The organism is Aphanothece sacrum FPU1 (assembly GCF_003864295.1).
Lineage (GTDB): Bacteria > Cyanobacteriota > Cyanobacteriia > Cyanobacteriales > Microcystaceae > Aphanothece_B > Aphanothece_B sacrum.
Map to the genome: position 1 here is coordinate 459,465 of NZ_BDQK01000001.1, position 19,962 is coordinate 479,426.

The following is a 19,962-nucleotide window of genomic DNA, read 5'->3' on the forward strand; positions in this document are numbered from 1 at the left end:
ATGAGTTATCAGAGTGCCACTCTTGTTAAAACTAACACTCATCAGTCTGGAACAGACACCCGAATGGGAATCAATTCTACCACGATGAAAAAAGAAATAGCTAATAGTTGTGGCATTTGTGTTGATGATCATCCAATCCCTCCCTGTACTGGCTTCTCTAAAGACTATAACTGTTCTCCCTCCTATAAACCATAAATCTGTGAATTAACAAAAGGTCGCGTCATGAGTTACACCATCACTAATGAATGTATAAGCTGTCATCGCTGTCAAGTGGCTTGTCCCACTGATGCTATCCAAATACAAAACGGTAGATTACTCATTGACGCGAACCTTTGTAATGAGTGTCGCGGCCATTACGGAACCCCCCAATGTGCCGCCGCTTGTCCCACAAATGCTGGTTGTTTGTCTCTATCGGAGAAAATGGGTCAACCCAGGGACTATTGGGATACTTGGTTTAATCACTACAACACTCTCCTAACCAAGCTAAAACACGAAGAACCCACCTATTGTTGGGAGACTTGGTTTGATACTTATTCGCGCGAAATCGCCTCTTTAATGACGGCCCACAGTTAACAGTCAACCACGAAAAAAATCACTGATAACTGATTAGGGAAACGGTATCATTGGCAACTTAATTTTGGTAACTATCGATGCGAGAATGTATATATCTTGATAACAACGCCACCACCCAAATAGACGAGGAAGTCTTAGGGGCGATGATGCCCTACCTGACCCTCTACTATGGCAACCCCTCTAGTATGCACACCTTTGGCGGACAAGTAGGACGAGCCGTAACCACCGCTAGAGAACAGGTCGCCTCCCTTTTAGGGGCAGATGCTTCAGAAATCGTCTTTACCAGTTGTGGTACTGAAGGAGATAATGCTGCTATTCGTGGGGCCCTAGCTGCTCAACCGAATAAACGCCATATCGTCACTAGCGAAGTTGAACACCCTGCTGTTCTTAATCTTTGCAAAAACCTTGAAAAACAGGGTTATACGGTAACATATCTTTCGGTTAATAATCAAGGACAACTTGACCTGAGTGAAGTAGAAGCCTCTCTCACCGGGAACACAGCCCTAGTTTCGATTATGTATGCGAATAATGAAACTGGCGTTGTCTTCCCAGTAGAAAAGGTGGGGCAACTGGCGAAAGATTATGGAGCGATCTTCCATGTGGATGCAGTGCAAGCAGTGGGAAAAATTCCTCTCAATATGCAAACTAGCACCATAGATCTCTTAACCCTCTCTGGTCATAAAATCCATGCTCCTAAAGGCATTGGTGCTTTGTATGTCCGTCGCGGTACTCGCTTCCGTCCTTCCATGATTGGGGGACATCAAGAACGGGGCCGTCGGGCAGGTACGGAAAATGTCCCTGGGATTGTAGCATTAGGAAAAGCGGCCGAGTTAGCTCAATATCATTTAGCTAATGTGTCTGGCGAACGGCAATTACGGGATTATTTAGAACAAACAATTCTGACTTTAATTCCGAATACGGTGGTCAATGGTCATCCGATTCAACGATTGCCTAATACGACAAATATTGGTTTCAAATATATTGAAGGTGAGGCGATCTTACTCTCTCTAAATCAATATGAGATTTGTGCTTCTTCGGGTTCTGCTTGTACCTCTGGTTCCTTAGAACCTTCTCACGTCCTGCGGGCTATGGGACTTCCTTACAGTGTTCTTCACGGTTCGATTCGCTTTAGCCTTTCTCGTTATACAACACAAACTCAGATTGATCGAGTTCTTGAGGTTTTACCAGGAATCATTGAGCGATTACGGGCTTTATCTCCCTTTAATAGCGATGATTCTAGCTGGTTACAAGAACAAGAACTAGCCGTATTAGCTAAGTAAATCATGAATGATAAATGATGAATGATGAATTGAAAAAATGGCTATAAAGGTAAGTATTATACCTTCATAACTGACAATCTAGTCTAACAGTTCATAATTCATAATTCATAATTCATAATTCATAATTTAGAATTTTCTCAACTGATAACTGATAAGTGGTAACTGACTATGTGGGACTATACAGATAAGGTGATGGAATTCTTCTATAATCCTCGTAATCAGGGAACGATTACGGAGAAAAATGAAGGAGAAGCGATTACAACCGGAGAAGTAGGTAGTATTTCTTGTGGAGACGCTTTAAGGTTACATCTTAAGATTGATACTGCTACAGAAATCATCTTAGATGCTCGGTTTCAAACTTTTGGTTGTGCTTCTGCGATCGCGTCTTCTTCAGCATTAACTGAGTTATTGGTAGGCAAAACTTTAGATGAAGCTTTGAGTCTTACTAATAAACAAATTGCTGAATTCTTAGGGGGTTTACCCGAAGAAAAAATGCACTGTTCAGTGATGGGACAAGAAGCATTAGAAGCAGCTATCTTTAATTATAGAGGGATTCCTCTTGATAATCATGACGATGATGAAGGAGCCTTAGTTTGCCGTTGTTTTGGGGTCAGTGATGCCAGAATTCGCAGAATTGTTTCTGAAAATGGTCTGACGACTGCTGAACAAGTAACCCATTATGTGAAAGCAGGTGGAGGTTGTGGTTCTTGTCTAACAGATATTGATGATTTAATTGCAGAAATTGTGTTAGAACAAGAGACTGCAGTTGCTGCGGCGACTAAAGTTATTCAATCAAAAACAATTCCTACTACACCACTAACTAATCTACAAAAAATCACTCTTATTCAACAAATTCTCGAACAAGAAATCAAACCCATGTTAGCACAAGATGGGGGAGATGTAGAGTTATTTGATATCGAAGGAGATCTCGTTAAAGTAATTCTAAAAGGAGCTTGTGGTTCTTGTCCAAGTAGCACTGCTACCTTAAAAATGGGCATAGAAGCGCGATTACAAGAACGAATTTCACCGACTCTAACAGTCATTGCTGTGTAATTAATTGTCAACTATGAATGAGAAATGATGACCTATGAATTGGAAAAATAGATGTCAACAATCTAGTCTAAAATTCATAATTCATAATTCATAATTCATAATTTTCCCAAGAGGCCCTATGTTATTCCAAAAAAATAGTCGAGAGCGGTCGCCACCAAACGAGCATCGCTTTCGCGAGAGTGTTGAGAGACTCAAACCCAACATTTGATATCTGCAACACAACCCCCAGACGTTTTATCTAACGTCTCTTCCAAGACTGACGTAGTGATCGAGGGTTCGACGGGACGTAATCCCCAAGACAATTATAGAACGAATCATTACTACGTCCGAAAGGTCAACCTTGACCATTGTATTCACACTAAATTGTCAATCAAGTACAAGCGAGAAATCACCATGCGTCAAATTGCATTTTACGGAAAAGGCGGTATCGGTAAATCTACCACTTCTCAAAATACCTTAGCCGGAATGGCTCAAGCTGGCAACCGCATCATGATCGTCGGTTGTGACCCTAAAGCTGATTCTACCCGTTTGATCCTTAACTGTAAAGCTCAGGTAACTGTATTACACTTAGCAGCAGAACGCGGTTCAGTTGAAGACATCGAACTCGAAGATGTACTATTAACTGGATTTGAAAATATCAAATGTGTCGAATCAGGTGGTCCTGAACCTGGGGTTGGTTGTGCTGGTCGTGGTATTATCACTTCCATCAACTTCCTAGAAGAAGAAGGTGCTTATGCAGACCTAGACTTCGTATCCTATGACGTATTAGGAGACGTTGTGTGTGGTGGTTTCGCAATGCCTATCCGTGAAGGAAAAGCCCAAGAAATCTACATCGTAACCTCTGGGGAAATGATGGCGATGTATGCTGCTAACAACATCGCTCGTGGTATCTTGAAATATGCTCACACTGGTGGCGTACGTTTAGGTGGTTTAATTTGTAACAGCCGTAACGTCAACAAAGAAATCGAACTAATCGAAGAATTGGCTGAACGTTTAAACACCCAAATGATTCACTTCGTACCCCGTTCCAAACAGGTACAAGAAGCTGAATTACGTCGTCAAACCGTTATTCAATACTCTCCTGATCATCCTCAAGCTCAAGAATACCGTGACTTAGGTGACAAAATTGTTAACAACAAAAAACTCACCATCCCCACTCCCATCGACAACGACGAACTCGAAGAACTCTTAATCAACTACGGTTTATTAGGTTCCGAAGAAGAGTACAAGAAAGTTATGGAAGCTGATGTGGCAGCACAACAACTCACCAGAGGTTCTAAGTAATCTAGGGTACTCGCGCAATTAAACCCATGTAACTGGGACATGGGGGAATCAAACCAGTGAACAGTGAACAGTGAACAGTAAACAGTTGTCAAAACTTTTAACTGATAACTGATAACTGATAACTGATAACCCCCTTACCCCTTCTTCAGTGAACAGTAAACAGTAAACAGTAAACAGAGCAACAGTGATTTAACTGATAACTGATAACTGATAACTGGTAATCCTCATCCTCACAAACACTCCCCACTCGTCTATTTGACGAGGGCGTTGTTCCATCCTAATCGCCAACCTATCACCGAGGAACACTATGTCAACAGTAGAAGACAGAAAGCAGCTAATCAAAGACGTTCTTGATACTTACCCCGACAAGTTAGCCAAGAAACGTTCCAAACATCTTAACGTTTACGAAGAAGGCAAAGACGATTGCGGTGTAAAATCTAACGTTAAGTCTGCACCTGGAGTTATGACCGCTCGTGGTTGTGCTTATGCAGGGTCTAAAGGGGTAGTTTGGGGTCCTATCAAAGATATGATCCACATCTCCCACGGGCCGGTTGGTTGTGGTTACTACTCTTGGTCTGGTCGTCGTAACTACTATATCGGAACCACTGGAGTTGATACCTTTGGTACGATGAACTTTACCTCTGATTTCCAAGAACGGGACATCGTTTTTGGTGGAGACAAAAAACTCCTGAAAATCACCGAGGAAATTGAAGAATTATTCCCCCTCAACAATGGGATTTCCATTCAATCTGAATGTCCTATTGGCTTAATCGGAGACGATATTGAAGGTGTTGCCCGTAAAGCGCAAAAAATCACCAACAAACCCGTTGTTCCCGTCCGTTGTGAAGGGTTCCGTGGAGTTTCTCAATCTTTAGGACACCACATCGCTAACGACGCAGTACGTGACTGGGTATTCAGTCGTACAGATGCAGCCGAAATCGAAACCACTCCTTATGACGTAGCCATCATCGGTGACTACAACATCGGTGGAGATGCTTGGTCTAGCCGTATTCTTCTCGAAGAAATGGGTCTACGCGTCGTTGCTCAATGGTCTGGAGACGGAACCATCAACGAAATGATGCAAACCCCCAAAGTGAAACTCAACCTGATTCACTGTTACCGTTCCATGAACTACATCAGTCGTCACATGGAAGAAAAATACGGTATTCCCTGGTTTGAATACAACTTCTTCGGCCCCACCAAAATTGCTGAATCTTTACGGGCGATCGCTGCACTCTTTGATGAAACCATCCAAGAAAAAGCAGAACAAGTAATCGCTAAGTACGAACAACAAACTGCAGATGTCTTAGCTAAATACCGTCCTCGTTTAGAAGGCAAAACCGTCATGATGATGGTTGGTGGATTACGTCCTCGTCACGTTGTTCCCGCTTTCACCGACTTAGGTATGGTCATGATTGGAACCGGATATGAGTTCGCTCACGGTGACGACTATAAACGTACCACTGAGTATGTAGATGACGCAACCCTCATCTATGATGACGTAACTGCTTATGAGTTTGAAAAATTCGTTCAAGAACTCAAACCCGACTTAGTTGCTTCCGGTGTTAAAGAGAAGTATGTGTTCCAAAAAATGGGACTACCCTTCCGTCAAATGCACTCTTGGGATTACTCTGGCCCTTATCACGGTTATGACGGATTTGCTATCTTTGCACGGGATATGGACTTAGCTCTAAATAACCCAACTTGGGGGCTGATCAAATCTCCTTGGAATAAATAAGACAAGGGAACAGGGGACAAGTTTCCCCCCTCCCCCTCTTATTGCCCAAACGATGCCTTACTATCCTTGATCGAAGAACGGAGTACCACCAATGCCTCAGAATATAGATAACATTCAAGACCACGTTGAGTTATTTCATCAGCCTGAGTACCAAGAGTTATTTGAAAACAAAAAAGCCATGCAAGGTATGGCTGCTGATGAAGAAGTAACCAAAGTTGCTGAGTGGACCAAAAGTTGGGAATATCGTGAAAAGAACTTCGCTCGTGAAGCCCTCACCATCAACCCCGCTAAAGCTTGTCAACCTTTAGGTGCTATCTTAGCAGCAGTTGGATTTGAAGGAACCCTCCCCTTTGTACACGGGTCACAAGGTTGTGTTGCTTACTTCCGTACCCACTTTACCCGTCACTTCAAAGAACCCTTTAGTGGTGTTTCTTCTTCCATGACTGAAGACGCAGCCGTTTTCGGTGGATTGAAAAACATGATCGAAGGTTTAGAGAACGCCTACAATCTCTACAAACCCAAAATGATTGCTGTCTGTACAACTTGTATGGCAGAAGTTATTGGAGATGACTTAGGTTCCTTCATCGGTAACTCTAAAGCAGCAGGTTCTGTTCCTGAAGATTTCCCCGTTCCCTTTGCTCATACTCCTTCTTTCGTTGGTTCTCATATCACTGGATATGACAACATGATGAAAGCTGTCCTCGGCAACTTAACCGAAGGCAAAAAAGCTGCTACCACCAACGGCAAAATCAACTTTATTCCTGGGTTTGAAACCTATATTGGTAACTTACGCGAACTGAAACACTTAGTCAGTGCTATGGGCGTTAATGCTACCATCTTAGGCGACCACGAACTCTATTTAGATTCTCCTAACGATGGAGAATTCAAAATGTACCAAGGCGGTACAACCTTAGCAGAAGGTGCAGATTCTATCAACGCTGAAAAAACCATCGCTCTGCAAACTTATCCTACCCTAAAAACCCTCGACTATATCGAGAAAGAATGGCAGCAACCCACCGCTACCTATCGTCCTTGGGGTATTCAAGCGACTGACGCTTTCTTAATGGGACTCTCTGAAATCACAGGTAATCCTGTTCCCCCCGAATTAGAATTAGAACGGGGACGTGCAGTAGATGCCATGACCGATAGTCATGCTTGGTTACACGGCAAAACCGCCGCTATCTACGGTGATCCTGATCTTGTATTAGGCGTACTACAATTCTTGTTAGAAATGGGCGTAGAACCAGTTCACGTCTTAGTTAACAATTCTAGCGAAGAATTTGAAACAGAAGCCAAAGCCCTCTTAGCTTCTAGTCCTTACGGTCAAAAAGCAACCGTTTGGGGTGGTAAAGATTTATGGCATATGCGTTCTTTACTGTTCACCGAACCCGTTGACTTCTTAGTTGGTAACTCCTACGGTAAATACCTCTGGCGCGATACCCAGATTCCTTTAATCCGCATCGGTTATCCTATCTTTGATCGTCACCACTTACACCGTTATTCTACCATTGGTTACAATGGCGCGATTAACCTACTAAATTGGATTGTTAACGCTCTATTTGAAGAAATTGACCGTAACACCAATATCCCCTCGAAGACCGATATTTCCTTCGATTTAGTCCGTTAATCAAAGGGAGACAAGGAAGAACAGGGGGAAAAGGAATTCTTTTCCTCCCCCCCCTCTCCTTTTAGAAGTTAGAAGTTAGAAGTCAGAAGTCAGAAGTTAAATGCTTTTTATGCTTCCTTTATTTCGACCAAAAGTAGAGATATATGACCAGTGAACAGTGATTTAACTGATAACTGATAACTGATAAAGCTCAATCCTCTCTACCACCAATTTATTATTTTGCGCTTACGCGCTCTCACTTAAATGTGCTGATGTTTGCGGCGAAGATGTTGGTCATTATATCTGTTAAAGGGACGCAATAGTTAATAGTTAATGGTTAGTAGTTTATACATAAAAACTATCAATTATCAACTGTTAACTATTAACTCTCAACTCTCAAAAGGAATTCAGTCATGAAATTAACAAAAGGCAAAATCAACGAACTGCTAACGCAACCCGGTTGTGAGCATAATCATAAAAAAGAGGGTGAGGGTAAAAATAAGTCTTGTACCCAACAAGCTCAACCCGGTTCTGCTCAAGGAGGCTGCGCTTTTGATGGTGCATCTATCGCCCTTGTTCCTATCACCGATGCAGCCCATTTAGTTCATGGTTCTATTGCTTGTTCTGGTAATACTTGGGGCAGTCGTGGCAGTCTGTCAAGCGGCCCTAATACTTATAAAATGGGTTTTACAACTGATTTATCAGAAAATGATGTTATTTTTGGTGGTGAGAAAAAACTTTATCAAGCAATTGGTCAACTCATTACACGTTATCATCCAGCCGCAGTTTTTGTCTATTCAACTTGTGTTACTGCCCTCATTGGGGATGATTTAGATGCAGTCTGTAAAGCTGCTAGTAATAAGTTTGAAACTCCTATTGTTCCGGTTCATGCACCAGGATTTGTGGGTAGCAAAAATCTGGGCAACCGTTTAGGAGGAGAAGCTTTACTTGACTATGTAGTCGGAACTAGAGAACCGGAATATACCACTCCTTATGATATTAATCTCATTGGAGAATATAATATCGCGGGTGAAATGTGGGGTGTTATTCCCTTATTAGAAAAAGCGGGATTTCGGGTTCTTTCTAAGATTACAGGTGATGCTCGTTATAATGAGGTTTGTTATGCTCATCGGGCTAAACTTAATGTTATGATTTGCTCGAAAGCTTTAATTAATATGGCTACTGCCATGAAGGAACGTTACGATATTCCTTTCATAGAAGAATCCTTCTATGGTGTAGCTGATATGAACCGTTGTTTACGCAATATTGCCGCTTTCTTCGGTGATGCTGCTTTACAAGAACGGGTAGAAAATTTAATTGAAGAACAAACCCTTAAGTTAGACATCGCTTTGGCCCCTTATCGGCAAAGGTTAGAGGGTAAACGCATGGTCTTATATACAGGAGGTGTAAAAAGTTGGTCAATTGTATCAGCCGCTCAAGATTTAGGTATTGAAGTCGTCGCAACTAGCACTAAAAAAAGCACAGAAGAAGACAAAGCGCGTATTAAACAGTTGCTTGGTCAAGATGGCATTATGCTAGAAAAAGGCAGCCCCGAAGAACTATTACGAGTCATTGAAAAAACAAAGGCTGATTTATTAGTTGCAGGGGGACGTAATCAATATACTGCCCTGAAAGCTAGAATTCCCTTTTTAGATGTTAACCAAGAACGTCATCATCCTTATGCGGGTTATGTCGGTATGGTGGAAATGGCTAGAGAATTAGATGAGGCAGTACATAGTCCTATTTGGCGACAAGTCCGTCAAGCTGCCCCTTGGGAAATTTGGCAACAAGAACATGAAAGTTTGTTGCATTTGGAAGCAGAGTAGGGAGAGCAGGGAGCAGGGAGCAGGGAGCAGGGAGCAGGGAGCAGGGGAGCAGGGGGAGTAGGGGAGAAGAAAAATTGTCTTATTGTCCCATCATCCCATCATCCCATCACCCCATCACCCGATTACCCCATCACCCCATCACCCCATCACCCCATCATCCCATCATCCCATCATCCCATTACCCAACAGAAGGAGGAACGGAAATGACCACTATTTTAAGTCCCAATAAGTCTCTATCAGTCAACCCCTTAAAAATGAGTCAACCTTTAGGCGCGGCCTTAGCGTTCTTAGGGTTAAAAGGAATGATGCCTTTATTTCATGGGGCCCAAGGTTGTACAGCCTTTGCTAAAGTAGTCTTAGTTCGTCATTTCCGTGAATCAATTCCCTTGTCTACCACTGCTATGACGGAAGTAAGTACCATTTTAGGGGGTGAAGACCATGTTGAGCAAGCTATCTTAACAATTGTTGACAAATATAAACCTCAAGTTATTGGTTTGTTAACTACAGGGTTAACGGAAACGAGAGGGGATGATATGGGAGGTATTCTCCAGGTAATTCGAGAACGTAACCCCAAATTAAACAATTTACCCATTATTTTCGTTTCTACTCCTGATTATAAAGGATCGTTACAAGATGGGTATACAGCCGCCATAGAAAGCATTGTTTCTACGGACTATGGGTCTTTCACCCCTGACCAACCGTTGATGGCTTCTGTGGGGATGCAGCCTCAAGTGACCATTCTGTGTAGTTCCTCTTTATCTCCTGGAGATGTGGAAGAACTCAAAGCGATCGTGGAAGGATTTGGCTTAACTCCTATCATGATACCCGATCTGTCTCGTTCTTTGGATGGTCACTTAGAAGATAATCCTCATACGGTAACAACAGGGGGAACCACATTAACCCAACTGCAACAATTAAACCGTTCTTGCTTTACTTTAGCGGTTGGGGAAAGTATGCGCAAAGCAGCCCAAATTTTAGAACAACGGTTTGGGACTAAATATGAGGTTTTCTCCCGTTTAGCGGGGTTAGATGGAGTAGATGCCTTTTTATGGCGACTCTCTCAGATTATTACTTCCCGTTGTGATCATCATTTCCCCATTATCCCCAATATTCCGGCCTATCTGCAACGTCAACGCCGTCAGCTACAAGATACTATCCTCGATACTCACTTCTATTTTGGGGGCAAAAAGGTAGTTTTAGCTTTAGAACCGGATTTACTGCACCAAACCGCCTGGTTATTAAATTCTATGGGGGCTAAAATCCAAGGGGCTGTTACAACGACAAAATCCCCCTTATTAGAAGATTTACCCATAGAAACGGTAATAATCGGGGATTTAGAAGATTTAGAAGATTTGGCTGTCGGCTGTGACCTGGTGATTACCAATTCTCATGGCGGCCCCATTGCCAAACGACTCCATGCCCCATTGTATCGTATGGGATATCCCGTATTTGATCAATTAGGCAATGGTCAACGATGTTTAGTAGGTTATCGAGGAACGATGCAATTTCTTTTTGATGTGGGTAATATTTTACTCGAAGAAGAAGTTAAACATAGTCCTTGTTCATCTACCTATGTTAATAGTTAATAGTTGATAGTTAATGGTTAACAGCTATTAACTACCAACTCGTAACTATCAACTGCCAACGACTACTTATTATCTCTAGGAGGAACGGAAATGAAAGTTGCTTTTACGACCAGTGATAATGTTCATGTTAATGCCCATTTTGGTTCAGCTAGTCAAATTGCCCTCTATGATGTTTCTCCCAATGGGTTTAACTTTGTTAATACCTTGAAGTTTAACGGAGAATTAAAAGAAGATGGGAACGAAGATAAATTAGTTCCTAAAATCGAGGCTTTAAACGGTTGTACTTTAATCTATGTTTCTGCTATTGGAGGTAGTGCTGCAGCCCGTTTAATTCGTAAAAATGTAACCCCAATTAAAGCTCGTACCGAAGATGATAAAATTGATGAAATTCTTGGTGAATTAGTCAAAACCTTAAAAGGAAATCCTCCTCCCTGGTTACGCAAAGTTCTACAACAAGAATCACAACCTGTCAGTTTTGAAGACTAGGAATAGTAAATAGTAAATAGTGAATAGTTAATAGTGAATAGTTAATCAATACTCACTATCAACTATTAACTAAAAACCATCAACTATCAACTATCAATTACTAACCATCAACTACTATGACAACGACAACTCAAAATCCTGAAACATCTCCTAGTTTAATTGCAGAAAGTCTATTTCTACAAGAATTAGTCCGTCAAATTCGCGCCTTTGATCACTATGGATTTTATCGAAGTTGGTCTGATGAATTAGTTCTGTCTCCTTTCATCATAGCTAAGAAGAAAAGACGGGAAATTTCCTTAGAAGGAGATGTTGACCCTACCACAAAAATGAGAATTCTCTGTTTCTATCGTGCCATTGCTTCTTTGATTGAAAAAGAAACCGGACAATTATGTCAAGTGGTGGTAGATTTAAACCATGAAGGCTTTGGTTGGGTATTAATTTGGTGTGGTCGTTTAATGGTAGTCACTCGTACCTTAAGAGATGCTCATCGCTTTGGTTTTGAAACCATGGAATCTTTAGCAGAACAAGGGAAAAATTTAACAGCTTCCGGCGTTGAAATGGTTAAACGTTTTCCTGAAGTTGCTCAATTTTAACTGAGGAATAAGGACTATGGTACAAATTATCAATTCCCTACCAACACCGGAAACTGTTGCTGATCTCAAAACCAAAATTCGGCGACTAAATTCTCAAGCTGGTCAATCAAAAATGGACTTGCATGATCTCGCAGAAGGACTACCTACAGATTATGAAACTCTCCTAGAACAAGCCCAAAAAACTTACGATATCTATCGTGAACTAGATCAACTGAAACAACAACTCAAACAATGGGAGGAAACCCTATAATGACTGCTACTCCACAAACTTTAGTTGGCTTCAAAAGCTTAATCGATACCGAAGAATTTTTAGACTTTTTTGGCATTGAATACGACCCTACTTTTGTCAATGTCAATCGTCTACATATTCTCAAACAATTTTCTCTCTTAATTGCTGAAATTGATGAAGTTTTCGGTGACTTAACTGAAGCTGAAAAATTGGCTAAATATGGTGAAGCTTTTGAAGAAGCTTACGAACTTTTCAAAACGTCTAGTCCCATAGAAACCAGACTGTTTAAAGTCTTCAAAGATAAGGCCAAAAACTTTGTTTCCTTAGACGAAATAAGCACAGAAGCTGGAGTTTAATTAAGATCATGGAATTCACCCCTACTGAACTAGAACGCTATTCCCGACAAATACAACTTCCTGGTTTTGGCCAAGAAGGACAAAAACGCCTCAAGGACTCCACTGCCGTCGTTACTGGAGTCGGGGGACTCGGCGGCACTGTAGCCCTTTATTTGGCTGTTGCTGGCGTAGGTAAATTAATTCTCGTTCGTGGGGGTGATTTGCGCCTTGATGACCTCAATCGTCAAATTTTGATGACTAATGCTTGGGTAGGTCAACCCAGAGTCTTTAAGGCTAGGGAAACCCTCTTAAATATTAACCCAGAAATCGAAATTGAGGCGGTTCACGAATTTGTCACCCCTGACAATGTGGATGCTTTAGTACAACAGGCTGATATTGCCTTTGACTGTGCCTTTGATTTTACGGAACGGAATCTCCTCAATGCTGCTTGTGTGCGGTGGGGGGTTCCGATGGTGGAAGCAGCTATGAGTGGCATGGATGCGTACTTAACCACCATTATTCCTGGGGAAACTCCTTGTTTATCTTGTATTTTCCCAGAAAAACCAGATTGGGATCGATGGGGATTTGGGGTTTTAGGCGCAGTTTCAGGAACTTTAGCCTGTTTAGCTGCCTTAGAAGGAATTAAACTCCTCACTGGCCTCGGAGAACCCTTAACGGGTCAACTTTTGACGATGGACTTGGGCAGCGCAACTTTTGCTAAACGTCGTCCTTATCATGATCCTAATTGTCCGGTTTGTGGGCATTTTACCCAACAACGGTTAATGAGTTACGTCGGAAAGCAAAAGGCACAAGTTCAGAATTATGAATTCATAATTCATAATTCATAATTTAGAATTTATAATTCATAATTTCTATCAGGAGGTATCAATGACAGTTACTCTAACAGAAAAAGCAGCATTTCGACTTCGCTCTTTTTTAAGAGGCGAAACCCCCAAAGTAAGCGGTATTAGAGTTGGGGTGATTAATGGAGGCTGCAATGGTCGTGAATATTCCTTAAATTTGGTCAGTGAACCTAAGACCGATGACTTGGTATTTGAACAAGATAGAGTTCCCATTTATGTGGATTCTAATAGTTCTACTTTGTTAAGTGGGGTTGTCATTGACTTTGTTGAAAGTTTAACCCAAAGTGGCTTTACTTTTAGTAATCCAAATGCAAGTAATACTTGTGGCTGTGGTAAGTCTTTCTCAACATCAGATTGTTCCAGTCAAGCATCATCTTGCGGCTAAAAAGTTTTGATTGTTTTATCGTTTTTTTTCTGTGAAAACGGTAACATATCAATTGTCAACGTTCCATTCCTGGAGAACAAGAAAACATGACTACAACCTACAAAGTTCGTCTCACCAAAGTTGTTAAAAGAAAAAATCAAGAGACGGGAAAGAAAGAAGAATTCACGGAAATGGATCTTACTTTAGATGTTCCTGAGGATAAGTATATCCTTGAAGCGTTTGAAGATGCCATTAACGACGATGAAATTCAATACCCTGATGGTATTGATGAGTTGCCTTCTTCTTGTCGTTCAGGTTCTTGTTCTAGTTGCTTAGGCAGAATAGTAGAAGGAACAGTTAATCAAGAAGACCAAAGCTTTTTGGATGATGAGCAAATGGAGAAAGGATGGGTACTTCTTTGTGTTGCTTATCCTACCTCAGATTGCATCATTAAAACTCACCAAGAAGCCAATCTTGGTTAAGTTAAACTAACACAGTGAACAGTTATCAAAACTTTTAACTGATAACTGATAACTGATAACTGTTAAACACCTTCATCCATCTGCTGGGGAAGTCGTTGTCACCCATAGACTACGACTTCTCACCCTTTATCTTTGACTTTTGAAGGAAAACATAATTATGGATGTTACCCTAATTAACCCTAACAATAATTGGATTGAGGTCAGTCATGGACTTAAAGTGGAAAATATTTTTATTCAAAACTATCTTTTGGATTATGGGGGAAGTTTTACTCAACGTTTTAGGCTTGGATAATGTGGCAGATTATAGCGAATTTATTTTCGGTCAAGAGATGGAATTATCTAAGAAAAATAACCGCATGGTTAAACTTTCTTGTCTCAAACCTAAATTCTGCCCCAAAATAAATGAAAATTGTCCGGTTAATGAAGTCGCTTTTCAATTTTCTGAGGCTCCCATAGATGACTGTATTAGTCAGCATAGCGTCTTTTTCAATAAATGTGTGAAGGTTAAACACCATTGCATTAAAGCGTCTCTATTTTCTGATTTATCCTATAGTTCTCATCACAAGGAGTCGCCAGATGATTCGTGAAAGATTAGTTCAAGAATATCTCGAAATTATTAATCGATATTATCCTAAAGTTGGTGACTTATTGAAGGATTGTCATGTGACTTTGTGTCAAGTTTCTCTGAGAAAATCTAGAGAAAATCATTATTATTATTTGGCAATTTATTATTCATCCCCTAGAAGTAAAACTGTTGTATCTTATCAAAACGAACTCAAGGAAGTTGCAGAAAATTTAGGCTTAGTAGATGTCACATTTTTGAATGCTAAAACCTTGATTCGTGATCCTCTTTCTCAACTTAAACAACAAAATCCTCGTCTGTGGTTAGAGTTATATTGGCTTGTTAATTTGAACTCTGAACCCCTAAGATAATTGATTTATTCAAAGAAATATTTAACTTTAGGCTCTTGATTAAACTGAGTTGAATAATTACCCAAAACTATTACGTTAAGGAAGTAATTATTTAGCTCAGATTTTTTATATATAAACTTAAATGATTATGTAAAATATGTATATCTAGTTACGGTTTGTGATATAAAAAATTATTATAATAATAGTTAGGTACAAAGGATTAAATATGAAATGTAATTCCTGTCCTGATAGTTGTGAAACCAAGTCCAATAAACCGAAGCAAAAAAGTAGACGTTTTTGGGCAAAACAAACAACTAAACCATCTCCTCCCCCTAGTAATCATCCTACTATTATTTTAGTAGGTTCTCCTAATGTGGGAAAAAGTCTACTGTTTAATGTATTAACAGGTTCTTACGTTTCCGTAGGTAACTATCCTGGTACTACAGTAGAAGTTTCACGCAGTCATACCATTATTGGGGGACAAACAGTAACAATGATAGATACTCCTGGAATGTATTCTTTAGTTTCTTTAACCGAAGAAGAAAAGTTCTCCAGAAATTTATTATTTACTGAAAAAATTGATTTGGTCATTCATGTTATTGATGCCAAAAATGTGAGTAGAATGTTACCCCTAACGTTTCAATTAATTGAAACTCAGATCCCTATTATTTTAGCAGTCAATATGATTGATGAAGCTGAAAAATTAGGAATTTGGGTTAATGAGAAACAATTAGAGGCTTCTTTGGGAATCTCAGTTGTTACCCTCTCAGCCATCCAAAAACGTGGGATTCAAACTCTAACTAATAAGGTGGCAAATCATGTCTTTATTCCTTCGTTATCCTACAGCTATTGAAGAAGGGATTACTAAAATTGAGTCCCTACTCAGCAAAAATAAAGTCATTATGTCGATGACTGTTAATTCTTCAGTTTCTCGACGCTCTTTAGCCTTATTACTACTCCAAAAAGAACCCATTTTTTGGAAAAAAATACAACAACAAGAACCTTATATTGTTGAAATTGAATCTGTTATACAGTCAGTTCAATCTCAATTTAGTGATCCCTTAATTTTAGTGATTGCTAAAACTCGCCATCAGATGGCCAGAAAAATAGAAGAATCTGCTGTTGTTAAGCTCAAGAAAAAATCCCCTGAAGGAGAAGATTTTTTCCATCAATTAACGGTCAATCCTATTACGGGTTTTCCCTTACTTATTTTTGTCCTTTATTTTGGTATTTATAAATTTGTTGGGGAGTTTGGGGCTGGAATTTTAGTGAATCAAATCGAAGGATTTTTTGCTAACAATATTAATCCTGTCGTTAATCAAATAACGGCTCAATTTTTACCTTGGAAGATCGCGCAAGATTTAATTGCCAATGATTATGGTATTATTACATTAGGAGTTCGCTATGCGATCGCTATTATTTTTCCGATTGTAACTACTTTCTTTTTAGTCTTGTCTTTACTAGAAGATAGTGGTTATCTGCCTCGAATTTCCTTGTTAGTGGATCGTTTATTTAAACCACTTGGACTTTCAGGACGTGCCATTATTCCTCTTATTTTGGGGCTAGGATGTGGGACAATGGCAACTTTAGTGACTCGCACTTTAGAAAGTAAAAGAGAAAGATTTATTGCTACTCTTTTATTAGCATTGGTCATCCCTTGTTCGGCTCAATTAGGCATTATTTTAGGGTTACTTTCTCAAAATCCTTTAGCCTTAACAATTTGGCTAGGATGTCTTGGAATTGTCTTCTTAGGAGTAGGGATATTAACAGCAAAAGTTATCCCTGGTAATATGTCCTCATTTTATATGGAAATTCCCCCTTTACGTTGGCCTCATCCGATGGGAATTGTCAGTAAAACCTATGGCCGTGTTAAATGGTATATTAAAGAAATTACTGGCTTATTTATTTTAGCATCTATCTTTATTTGGATAGGAAAATTAACTGGAATCTTTGAATTATTAGTTAACTTACTCAATCCAATTATGATAGATTTAGGATTACCTAAAGATGCTGCTTCTGTGTTTTTGTATGGATTTTTCCGTCGAGATTATGGGGCAGCCGGAATGTTTGATTTATATAATTCTGGTATTTTAGACGGGCGACAATTAGTTGTAACTGCTGTTACTCTAACCTTATTTATTCCTTGTATTGCTCAATTTCAATCTCTTTTGAGAGAACAGGGACTTAAAACTACTCTAGGTATGACTAGCTTCATTCTTACTTTTGCCTTTTGTATTGGCTATTCTCTCAATCAATTATTACTAATTTTCGAGGTAAGTTTCTAAATGTTTACTCAAACTTTTACCGTGGAATCTTCTGCCTTAAATCTACTCAAAGAAAAAGAAAAAGGCATTATCACACAATTTCGCAAAAATGATGAACTTCTGCTCAAAAAACTTATTGCTATGGGAATTATGCCAGGACTTTCTGTGACCATAGAACAACGATTTCCTTCATTTGTTATTAATATGAATGGCACTCGTCTGGCCATTGATCGTAATCTAGCCCGTGCGATTTATGTCCGACGAACCCGATAGGAAGTAACGCAAAAATAACATTGAGGGGAGAATTATTTTAATGATACTAAACTGGCAAAAAGATCACTCATTCTTAGCATTTTGCTTTGCTGTCCCCATTGCCTTATTAGGCGGGTTAATGGGGTTAGGAGGTGCAGAATTTCGCTTGCCAGTATTAGCAGGGCCATTAGGATATTCTGCTCGTCAGTCAGTGCCTCTCAACTTAGCAGTTAGTTTAGTGACAATTATCATTTCTCTGCTAATTCGTGGCAAAATTTTATCATTAGCTGTAGTTATTCCTTATAGCCCAATTCTCATATTTTTAATTATTGGCGCAGTCATTATGGCTTTTTTTGGGGCAAGTTGGTCAAAAAAAATCTCTAATGAAAGTCTTGAAAAAGTCATTTTAGTCTTGCTAATTATGATTGGTTGTGCTTTAATAATAGAAGGATTCCTCCCTGAATCTTTAGCCGCCCTTGTCCCTGGTGTCCCAGGAGTACAGGTAGCAGTTGCTTTAATTTGTGGCTTAGGCATTGGGTTAGTCAGTAGCTTATTAGGAGTCGCTGGCGGAGAGTTAATTATTCCTACTCTTATCTTTGGCTTTGGACTAGATATCAAAATTGCAGGAACGGGAAGTCTATTAGTCAGTTTACCTACCGTAATAGTTGGTTTACTACGCTACAACAGTCAAGGGGCATTTGCTGATACTCTCCCCCTCAAACAAACGGTATTACCAATGAGTTTTGGTTCCTTCATTGGGGCAATATTGGGAGGTCTGCTAGTGGGAATAATTTCGGCTTCAGCCTTAAAAATTATTCTAGGGGTGATTTTAAATTTGGCCGCCCTAAAAGTTTTTCTTCATATTAAGCCTAAATAGTTTTTCATCTTAAGTTTTTTTCAGTGACATTAACATGGGGAATTGCTATTGTCTACACATTCTAAAAAATACCAATCTCGATAGTTTTAAGGTCACACCGTCGCCACACCACCTAACAGAATTCAAGAGGCTTCATAACCCTTGGATAAAACTCGTTAGTCACCCTAAATAAGATGACTAGCGATCGCTAAATCAAACGAAAAACCATCCTCAAACAAGGAGAACACTTATGGCAAGTTTAAGCGGTTTAACCTTTGGTAAATTAGATTGGATTCCTAAATTTGTTCAGTCCATTAATAAAGATAATTGTCTTGGTTGTGGACGGTGTTTTAAAGTCTGTGGCCATAAAGTATTGCAATTAATGGCACTCAATGAAGACGGAGAATTCGTCGATGAAGATGAAGATGAAATCGAACGTAAAGTTATGGTAGTAGCCAATCAAAATAATTGTATTGGTTGTGAAGCCTGCGCTCGTATTTGCCCCAAAAATTGCTACACTCACGCGCCCTTACCCGCCTAGTAAATGTAGTCAATTTTTCTGGTTTGGGTTGCGCCAAAGCGCAACCTAATTTTATTTTTTCTTAAGTCTAATCGAATGGATGATCTACCCCAAGAAGTTAAACAATTATTACTCAAAGCGGCTGAAAATTGGGAAAATACAGACTTATCAGAGCATTATATTGAGCAAGCATTACATCAAGCTGGCGATAATCTTGATGTGTTGATCGGAGCTTATCGTTTCTTCTTTTATAAGAATAAACCTACTATTGCCTTAACAATAGCTAAAAAAGTCTTAAATATCATCCAAGAAAGCGAAAAGCTACCTATAGAATGGAGCCAACTTCATCTGATTTTAGCTAATCGTCAGGATGAATCATTAATTCGGCTGTATATTAATGCTTATGCGGCTCAGGGGTTTATTTTAGCTAAATTAGGACAACTTGAAGCAGCTAAATTAATCACCCAAAGGGTAAAAGAAATTGATCACCATCGAGAATCTTGTGCCACAACTGTATTTGACGTTTTAACAGCAACACCCGACCAAGACGACTAAAAATTTAACGCTTTATTCAGGAGAAATATTCCCATGACACAAACACGTAAAGATCAATATTTTGCCCTAATTGATCAATTAATTCGTTGTCCCAATGGACAAGAACCTGATGTTTTAACGGCTAATTCGGAATTATTGGATGCAGATTTTATTCAATCTTTGATGCAAGTTGCTACCATGATGGCCCATGAAAATAACCCTGATGGAGCTAAATTTTTAATCTATATTGCTCGTCAATTATCTAAAGAATTAGGATTATATCCTGAAGTAGCTAATCAAATTTCATAGTATAAAGTAAGCCAGAC

At 39.7% G+C, this 19,962-nt stretch carries 25 protein-coding genes; all 25 read left to right on the forward strand.

What is annotated here, in order from left to right; all coding sequences use genetic code 11:
* Entirely contained in the window at nt 1–195 is a 195-nt protein-coding gene (locus AsFPU1_RS02140) for a hypothetical protein (protein WP_124976494.1), read from the forward strand.
* A gap of 27 nt (nt 196–222) precedes the next feature.
* Nucleotides 223–573 (forward strand): 4Fe-4S binding protein, encoded by a 351-nt coding sequence (locus tag AsFPU1_RS02145; RefSeq protein ID WP_124976492.1) that lies wholly within the window; start codon nt 223–225, stop codon nt 571–573.
* A gap of 77 nt (nt 574–650) precedes the next feature.
* Nucleotides 651–1,853, forward strand: a complete 1,203-nt coding sequence (gene nifS / locus AsFPU1_RS02150; RefSeq protein ID WP_124976490.1) for a cysteine desulfurase NifS — start codon at nt 651–653, stop codon at nt 1,851–1,853.
* Between the two features lie 168 nt (nt 1,854–2,021).
* Entirely contained in the window at nt 2,022–2,906 is an 885-nt protein-coding gene (nifU, locus tag AsFPU1_RS02155; RefSeq protein ID WP_124976488.1) for a Fe-S cluster assembly protein NifU, read from the forward strand.
* A gap of 393 nt (nt 2,907–3,299) precedes the next feature.
* On the forward strand, nt 3,300–4,190 hold the full coding sequence (gene nifH / locus AsFPU1_RS02160) for a nitrogenase iron protein (protein WP_124976486.1): 891 nt from the start codon (nt 3,300–3,302) through the stop codon (nt 4,188–4,190).
* 307 nt (nt 4,191–4,497) lie between these two features.
* The gene (nifD, locus tag AsFPU1_RS02165) at nt 4,498–5,928 is read left to right on the forward strand and encodes a nitrogenase molybdenum-iron protein alpha chain (protein WP_124976484.1); all 1,431 of its coding nucleotides are present in this window, start codon (nt 4,498–4,500) and stop codon (nt 5,926–5,928) included.
* 91 nt (nt 5,929–6,019) lie between these two features.
* On the forward strand, nt 6,020–7,555 hold the full coding sequence (gene nifK, locus AsFPU1_RS02170) for a nitrogenase molybdenum-iron protein subunit beta (protein ID WP_124976482.1): 1,536 nt from the start codon (nt 6,020–6,022) through the stop codon (nt 7,553–7,555).
* Between the two features lie 392 nt (nt 7,556–7,947).
* Nucleotides 7,948–9,360 (forward strand): nitrogenase iron-molybdenum cofactor biosynthesis protein NifE, encoded by a 1,413-nt coding sequence (gene nifE, locus AsFPU1_RS02180; protein WP_124976480.1) that lies wholly within the window; start codon nt 7,948–7,950, stop codon nt 9,358–9,360.
* Nucleotides 9,361–9,563: 203 nt separating this feature from the next.
* Nucleotides 9,564–10,946, forward strand: coding sequence for a nitrogenase iron-molybdenum cofactor biosynthesis protein NifN (nifN, locus tag AsFPU1_RS02185; protein WP_124976478.1), 1,383 nt, complete (start codon nt 9,564–9,566; stop codon nt 10,944–10,946).
* A gap of 90 nt (nt 10,947–11,036) precedes the next feature.
* Nucleotides 11,037–11,432 carry a nitrogen fixation protein NifX gene (nifX, locus tag AsFPU1_RS02190; protein ID WP_124976476.1) on the forward strand — a complete coding sequence of 132 codons (396 nt, stop codon included), beginning with the start codon at nt 11,037–11,039 and terminating at the stop codon, nt 11,430–11,432.
* A gap of 116 nt (nt 11,433–11,548) precedes the next feature.
* Nucleotides 11,549–12,025 (forward strand): NifX-associated nitrogen fixation protein, encoded by a 477-nt coding sequence (locus AsFPU1_RS02195; protein ID WP_124976474.1) that lies wholly within the window; start codon nt 11,549–11,551, stop codon nt 12,023–12,025.
* A gap of 16 nt (nt 12,026–12,041) precedes the next feature.
* Entirely contained in the window at nt 12,042–12,275 is a 234-nt protein-coding gene (locus tag AsFPU1_RS02200) for a CCE_0567 family metalloprotein (RefSeq protein ID WP_124976472.1), read from the forward strand.
* On the forward strand, nt 12,275–12,610 hold the full coding sequence (gene nifW, locus AsFPU1_RS02205; RefSeq protein WP_124976470.1) for a nitrogenase-stabilizing/protective protein NifW: 336 nt from the start codon (nt 12,275–12,277) through the stop codon (nt 12,608–12,610). The genes AsFPU1_RS02200 and nifW overlap by 1 nt, the downstream gene beginning before the upstream one ends.
* An 8-nt stretch (nt 12,611–12,618) precedes the next feature.
* A complete protein-coding gene (locus AsFPU1_RS02210) occupies nt 12,619–13,437 on the forward strand; it encodes a HesA/MoeB/ThiF family protein (RefSeq protein ID WP_124976468.1) in 819 nt (272 codons plus the stop codon).
* A 40-nt stretch (nt 13,438–13,477) separates the two neighbouring features.
* Nucleotides 13,478–13,837: an iron-sulfur cluster assembly accessory protein gene (locus AsFPU1_RS02215; protein ID WP_124976466.1), complete on the forward strand. Its 360-nt coding sequence runs from the start codon at nt 13,478–13,480 to the stop codon at nt 13,835–13,837.
* An 86-nt stretch (nt 13,838–13,923) separates the two neighbouring features.
* Nucleotides 13,924–14,298: a 2Fe-2S iron-sulfur cluster-binding protein gene (locus AsFPU1_RS02220; protein ID WP_124976464.1), complete on the forward strand. Its 375-nt coding sequence runs from the start codon at nt 13,924–13,926 to the stop codon at nt 14,296–14,298.
* Between the two features lie 206 nt (nt 14,299–14,504).
* On the forward strand, nt 14,505–14,885 hold the full coding sequence (locus tag AsFPU1_RS02225; protein ID WP_124976462.1) for a hypothetical protein: 381 nt from the start codon (nt 14,505–14,507) through the stop codon (nt 14,883–14,885).
* Nucleotides 14,875–15,231, forward strand: coding sequence for a hypothetical protein (locus AsFPU1_RS02230; protein ID WP_124976460.1), 357 nt, complete (start codon nt 14,875–14,877; stop codon nt 15,229–15,231). The genes AsFPU1_RS02225 and AsFPU1_RS02230 overlap by 11 nt, the downstream gene beginning before the upstream one ends.
* Nucleotides 15,232–15,436: 205 nt before the next feature.
* The gene (locus AsFPU1_RS02235; protein ID WP_124976458.1) at nt 15,437–16,063 is read left to right on the forward strand and encodes a FeoB small GTPase domain-containing protein; all 627 of its coding nucleotides are present in this window, start codon (nt 15,437–15,439) and stop codon (nt 16,061–16,063) included.
* Nucleotides 16,029–17,495, forward strand: a complete 1,467-nt coding sequence (locus AsFPU1_RS02240; RefSeq protein WP_124976456.1) for a nucleoside recognition domain-containing protein — start codon at nt 16,029–16,031, stop codon at nt 17,493–17,495. Before AsFPU1_RS02235 ends, AsFPU1_RS02240 begins: the two co-directional genes overlap by 35 nt.
* Nucleotides 17,496–17,747 carry a FeoA family protein gene (locus AsFPU1_RS02245; protein ID WP_124976454.1) on the forward strand — a complete coding sequence of 84 codons (252 nt, stop codon included), beginning with the start codon at nt 17,496–17,498 and terminating at the stop codon, nt 17,745–17,747.
* 40 nt (nt 17,748–17,787) lie between these two features.
* Nucleotides 17,788–18,603, forward strand: coding sequence for a sulfite exporter TauE/SafE family protein (locus AsFPU1_RS02250; RefSeq protein WP_124976452.1), 816 nt, complete (start codon nt 17,788–17,790; stop codon nt 18,601–18,603).
* Nucleotides 18,604–18,832: 229 nt separating this feature from the next.
* On the forward strand, nt 18,833–19,123 hold the full coding sequence (fdxB, locus tag AsFPU1_RS02255) for a ferredoxin III, nif-specific (RefSeq protein WP_124976450.1): 291 nt from the start codon (nt 18,833–18,835) through the stop codon (nt 19,121–19,123).
* A gap of 75 nt (nt 19,124–19,198) precedes the next feature.
* Nucleotides 19,199–19,657: a hypothetical protein gene (locus AsFPU1_RS02260; RefSeq protein WP_124976448.1), complete on the forward strand. Its 459-nt coding sequence runs from the start codon at nt 19,199–19,201 to the stop codon at nt 19,655–19,657.
* 33 nt (nt 19,658–19,690) lie between these two features.
* Nucleotides 19,691–19,945 carry a hypothetical protein gene (locus AsFPU1_RS02265; protein WP_124976446.1) on the forward strand — a complete coding sequence of 85 codons (255 nt, stop codon included), beginning with the start codon at nt 19,691–19,693 and terminating at the stop codon, nt 19,943–19,945.
* The last annotated feature ends 17 nt before the right edge of the window (nt 19,946–19,962 follow it).

What these genes read in the sequence shown, in the direction of transcription:
- AsFPU1_RS02140 (WP_124976494.1), top strand. Translation starts at nt 1, where the DNA reads ATGAGTTATCAGAGTGCCACTCTTGTTAAAACTAACACTCATCAGTCT.
- AsFPU1_RS02145 (WP_124976492.1), top strand. Translation starts at nt 223, where the DNA reads ATGAGTTACACCATCACTAATGAATGTATAAGCTGTCATCGCTGTCAA.
- nifS (WP_124976490.1), top strand. Translation starts at nt 651, where the DNA reads ATGCGAGAATGTATATATCTTGATAACAACGCCACCACCCAAATAGAC.
- nifU (WP_124976488.1), top strand. Translation starts at nt 2,022, where the DNA reads ATGTGGGACTATACAGATAAGGTGATGGAATTCTTCTATAATCCTCGT.
- nifH (WP_124976486.1), top strand. Translation starts at nt 3,300, where the DNA reads ATGCGTCAAATTGCATTTTACGGAAAAGGCGGTATCGGTAAATCTACC.
- nifD (WP_124976484.1), top strand. Translation starts at nt 4,498, where the DNA reads ATGTCAACAGTAGAAGACAGAAAGCAGCTAATCAAAGACGTTCTTGAT.
- nifK (WP_124976482.1), top strand. Translation starts at nt 6,020, where the DNA reads ATGCCTCAGAATATAGATAACATTCAAGACCACGTTGAGTTATTTCAT.
- nifE (WP_124976480.1), top strand. Translation starts at nt 7,948, where the DNA reads ATGAAATTAACAAAAGGCAAAATCAACGAACTGCTAACGCAACCCGGT.
- nifN (WP_124976478.1), top strand. Translation starts at nt 9,564, where the DNA reads ATGACCACTATTTTAAGTCCCAATAAGTCTCTATCAGTCAACCCCTTA.
- nifX (WP_124976476.1), top strand. Translation starts at nt 11,037, where the DNA reads ATGAAAGTTGCTTTTACGACCAGTGATAATGTTCATGTTAATGCCCAT.
- AsFPU1_RS02195 (WP_124976474.1), top strand. Translation starts at nt 11,549, where the DNA reads ATGACAACGACAACTCAAAATCCTGAAACATCTCCTAGTTTAATTGCA.
- AsFPU1_RS02200 (WP_124976472.1), top strand. Translation starts at nt 12,042, where the DNA reads ATGGTACAAATTATCAATTCCCTACCAACACCGGAAACTGTTGCTGAT.
- nifW (WP_124976470.1), top strand. Translation starts at nt 12,275, where the DNA reads ATGACTGCTACTCCACAAACTTTAGTTGGCTTCAAAAGCTTAATCGAT.
- AsFPU1_RS02210 (WP_124976468.1), top strand. Translation starts at nt 12,619, where the DNA reads ATGGAATTCACCCCTACTGAACTAGAACGCTATTCCCGACAAATACAA.
- AsFPU1_RS02215 (WP_124976466.1), top strand. Translation starts at nt 13,478, where the DNA reads ATGACAGTTACTCTAACAGAAAAAGCAGCATTTCGACTTCGCTCTTTT.
- AsFPU1_RS02220 (WP_124976464.1), top strand. Translation starts at nt 13,924, where the DNA reads ATGACTACAACCTACAAAGTTCGTCTCACCAAAGTTGTTAAAAGAAAA.
- AsFPU1_RS02225 (WP_124976462.1), top strand. Translation starts at nt 14,505, where the DNA reads ATGGACTTAAAGTGGAAAATATTTTTATTCAAAACTATCTTTTGGATT.
- AsFPU1_RS02230 (WP_124976460.1), top strand. Translation starts at nt 14,875, where the DNA reads ATGATTCGTGAAAGATTAGTTCAAGAATATCTCGAAATTATTAATCGA.
- AsFPU1_RS02235 (WP_124976458.1), top strand. Translation starts at nt 15,437, where the DNA reads ATGAAATGTAATTCCTGTCCTGATAGTTGTGAAACCAAGTCCAATAAA.
- AsFPU1_RS02240 (WP_124976456.1), top strand. Translation starts at nt 16,029, where the DNA reads ATGTCTTTATTCCTTCGTTATCCTACAGCTATTGAAGAAGGGATTACT.
- AsFPU1_RS02245 (WP_124976454.1), top strand. Translation starts at nt 17,496, where the DNA reads ATGTTTACTCAAACTTTTACCGTGGAATCTTCTGCCTTAAATCTACTC.
- AsFPU1_RS02250 (WP_124976452.1), top strand. Translation starts at nt 17,788, where the DNA reads ATGATACTAAACTGGCAAAAAGATCACTCATTCTTAGCATTTTGCTTT.
- fdxB (WP_124976450.1), top strand. Translation starts at nt 18,833, where the DNA reads ATGGCAAGTTTAAGCGGTTTAACCTTTGGTAAATTAGATTGGATTCCT.
- AsFPU1_RS02260 (WP_124976448.1), top strand. Translation starts at nt 19,199, where the DNA reads ATGGATGATCTACCCCAAGAAGTTAAACAATTATTACTCAAAGCGGCT.
- AsFPU1_RS02265 (WP_124976446.1), top strand. Translation starts at nt 19,691, where the DNA reads ATGACACAAACACGTAAAGATCAATATTTTGCCCTAATTGATCAATTA.